At 74.7% G+C, this 3,598-nt stretch carries 2 protein-coding genes; one reads left to right on the plus strand and one right to left on the minus strand.

Annotated elements, in window-relative coordinates; genetic code table 11:
• Positions 1-90: 90 nt before the first annotated feature.
• A complete protein-coding gene (locus AOK23_RS32830) occupies positions 91-2,271 on the minus strand; it encodes an alpha-galactosidase (RefSeq protein ID WP_055716189.1) in 2,181 nt (726 codons plus the stop codon).
• Positions 2,272-2,421: 150 nt separating this feature from the next.
• Between AOK23_RS32830 and AOK23_RS32835 the strand changes: the two genes are divergently transcribed.
• On the plus strand, positions 2,422-3,459 hold the full coding sequence (locus AOK23_RS32835) for a LacI family DNA-binding transcriptional regulator (RefSeq protein ID WP_055716190.1): 1,038 nt from the start codon (positions 2,422-2,424) through the stop codon (positions 3,457-3,459).
• The last annotated feature ends 139 nt before the right edge of the window (positions 3,460-3,598 follow it).

The following is a 3,598-nucleotide window of genomic DNA, read 5'->3' on the forward strand; positions in this document are numbered from 1 at the left end:
CCACACGGCCCCGGCTCGGGCCCGTCCGCCCCTGCACAGCCCAGGCTCCGGCCCGTCCGCCCTCGGTCAGGACCGACGTGCGGCGGCCGTTCAGTCGGTCCCGGTGTGGAGGCGGATCAGCAGGGCTGTCGGTGTGCGGGGCAGCGACACCCGCAGCGCGTGCCCGTCCCGGTCCCAGACCGCCGAGCCGCCGCTCCCCGCGGACGGGTGCAGGATCTCCGGACGCACATAGCGGCCCGCCAGGTGCCCGACGGGCAGCGACACGTCCGCCTCCCCGCCGCGCCGCCACACCGACACGTACGAGGGCCCGTCCGGCACGCGCAGGCCCAGCGCCAGCCACGGGTCCGTCCACCCCGGCAGTCCGAGCGGCCAGAAGGGCACGGCCCGCGCCAGGTCACCGCGGATCGACTTGTACGTGTCCACGGCGTCCCGGACGAGGCCGAGCTGACGCTCCGACATCCGGTTCAGATGGCCGGAGAGGTGGATGCGGCCGAGGAGCGCGCCGCCGAGGGTGAACCCGATCAGATCGTTGTCGAACCCGGGCTGTGGATAGGCCCAGACGGCGCCTTGTTCCGGCGGGACCGCCGTCGGCGCGGCGGCGGCGATCGCGGGGAAGCGCAGCGGGTCCTGCTGGTCGCTGATGGACTGGAGCTGGGCGACGGCCAGGGTGGCGCCGTCCATGCGCATGCCCCCGGAGGCGCAGTTCTCGACGACGAGCCCGGGGTGACGGTCCAGGACGTCGGACAGCCACTCCAGGTAGGCGTGGGCGTGGCCGAGGAGCCCGGCGCCGGGGGAGAGGTCGCCGGGGGCGCACGGGCCCGGGTCGACGACGATGTTGTAGTCCAGCTTCAGATAGCCCACGCCCCAGTCGCCGACGATCCGGTCCACCGTCCTGTCGAGGTGCGCGCGGGCGGCGGGGTGGCGCAGGTCGAGCTGGTGGCGGCCCTGCTCGGTGATCCGTACCCCGTCCCGCTGGAAGAAGGCGTCCGGGGGGAGCGCCGAGGCGACCGGGCTGTGCACGCCGACGACCTCCGGCTCCAGCCACAGCCCCGGCACCATGCCGCGCTCCCGGATCCGGTCCAGCACGGCCTCGATGCCGCCGCCGGGAAAGCGGCGCGTCGACGGCTGCCACGCGCCGACGCCGTCCCACCAGCCGCCGTCCGCGGTGTCGTCGTACCAGCCGGAGTCGATGCAGAAGTACTCCGCGCCCGCGCGCGCCGCCGCGTCGATCAGCGGCAGCAGCTTCTCGGTGGTCGGGTCGCCCATCAGCGTGTTCATGTAGTCGTTGAAGACGACGGGCAGCGCGCCATGGTCCGGATGCGGCCGCCGCACGGCCCGCCGGTACGCGGTCATGACCCCGAACGCCTCGTCGAGCGCGGACCCGTCCCCCGGGCGGGACACCCCTGCCTCCGCAGCACCCGCCGACCCCGTCGCGACCGCCGCCCACACCGTCGTGAACTCCTCGCCCGGCGCCAGCCGCACCCGCCACTGGTGCTCGGCGTCCGTGGGGCCGTTCATCGCGAGGTAGGTGCCGTGCGCGCGTTCGCCCAGGTCCCAGCGCCAGCCGGCCGGTGACTCCACCTGCCACACCCAGGCCCGGCCGCCGTCCCGCTCCGTGAGCGCCCCCATCGGCAGATGGCCGTCGGTGGGCCAGCTGCCGCGCCCGGTGAGGGTGAGCGCGGCCCGGCTGTCGTGCTGGTGGGCGTCGACGCTGATGTCGGCGACGGTGTCGCGCAACGGCTCGGCGTACCAACGGCACTCGGCGAGCCAGTCGTTGCGGGCCCGGTGCACATCGAGGACGTCGGGGGAGGGCAGCCCGCCGAGGAGGAGGCTGCTGACGGACTGGACGACGAGGGGGTCCGTGCCGTCGTTGCGCAGCCGCACCCGGGAGCGGAGCACCGGCAGCCCGATCGGGGAGGTCAGCTCGACGAAGGCGGTCAACGCCGTCACCGGGTCGTGGAGTTCGACGGTCAGCCGCGCCCAGTCGGAGGAGCCGGCGTCACGGTGCCCGCGGTACGCGAGCCGCGACCCGAGAGCCGTACCGGTGAACCGGGGCCCGGACCAACCGCTCCCGTGCCCGACCGCCGTCAACTCGACGAGGGGCAGGGCGACCCCTGGATCGACGGCGCTCCCGGCGGGGCCCAGCCGGACCAGACGCGGGGTGCCGTCCGCCGCCGCGGCGAACTCCGCGTGCAGCGCCGGATGCCCCCAACTGAACGTCGGGGACCAGGTGTTGAAGCAATCCGCCGTCCGGTCCGCCGTACTGGTCAAGTCGCTGCCCTCCCGAGCCGCCGCGCTTCGCGCACGCCGCCCCCAGGCCGTCGCCGGCGGGCGGTCCAGATCCTCGCGGGGGCGGTCGCTCGCGGGAATCCCGCTTGACGTTCTCTTGACGCCCCCAGTGTGACCGGTCACAATCCTGACATGAATGTGACCGGTCACACAAGGCGTCCCGCGAGCATCCGGGACGTCGCGACCGCCGTCGGCGTCTCGTACCAGACCGTCTCGCGGGTGATCAACGGCCATCCCAGCGTCAAGCAGTCCACGCGGGAGCGGGTGCTGGCGGCCATCGACGAGCTGGGCTTCCGCCGCAACGCGACCGCCCTGGCCCTGGCCAGCGGCCGCAGCCGCGCGGTGACCGTACTGACCGCGAACACCACCCACTACGGCTACGCGTCGATCCTCCAGGGCGTCGAGGAGGCGGCCCGCGCGGCGTCGTACGCGGTCGGGATCGGCGTCCTGGAGTCGGCGGAGGAGGCGGCCGTCGCCGCCGAGGTGCGGCGGGCGGCGGACGCGGGCGGCGGACTGATCGTGATCGCCTACGATCCGGCCGGTGTCGGCGCCCTGGCCGCCGTGCCCGCCGAGCTGCCCGTCGTCGGTGTCGTCGAGACCCCGGCCACCCCGCCCGGCGGCGACCGGCCCTGGGTGTGGACCGACGACCGCGAGGCCGCCCACGCGGTCACCCGCCATCTGCTCTCCCTAGGCCACGAGACCGTGCACTACGTCGCCATCCCGTCCAGCACCCGCCGCACCAGCGCCCGCACCACCGGCTGGCGGCAGGCGCTCCAGGAGGCGGGCGCGCCCGAACCGCGCCCGCTGCAGGGCAACTGGGGCCCGGCGGGCGGTCATCGGGCCGGCCGGAGGCTGGCTCAGGACCCGTCGGTCACGGCGATCCTCTGCGGCAACGACGACCTGGCGCTCGGCGTGCTCCGCGCCCTGCACGAGAACGGCCGGTCCGTTCCCGGCGACGTCAGCGTGGCCGGCTTCGACGACGCCCCGCACTCCGCGTATCTGACCCCGTCCCTGACAACCGCGCGCCTGGACTTCACCGGCCTCGGCCGGGCCGCGTTCGCCCTGCTGCACGGCGTCCTGGAGCAGTCCGCCCCGATCGCCCCGCACGGGGTCTCCGTACCGGAGCTGGTGGTCCGGGAGAGCTCGGGGCCGCCGCCCGCCCGCGTCTGACCGGTCCCGGCGCCCGCGCCGGCCGCCTCCGCCCCCGTGATTCCTCTCTCTGCCCTGAACCACCGTTCCTAGATACTGAGCGGGAGTGAGTCCTGTTGCCAGAACTCATGCTCAGCCCGACGCCCCGAACGGTGTTGGG

It is taken from the genome of Streptomyces torulosus (genome assembly GCF_001419765.1).
In the GTDB taxonomy this organism is placed as follows: domain Bacteria; phylum Actinomycetota; class Actinomycetes; order Streptomycetales; family Streptomycetaceae; genus Streptomyces; species Streptomyces torulosus.

Bases quoted from the DNA above. Each gene is read 5' to 3' on its own strand.
- AOK23_RS32835 (WP_055716190.1), top strand. From the start codon at position 2,422: ATGAATGTGACCGGTCACACAAGGCGTCCCGCGAGCATCCGGGACGTC.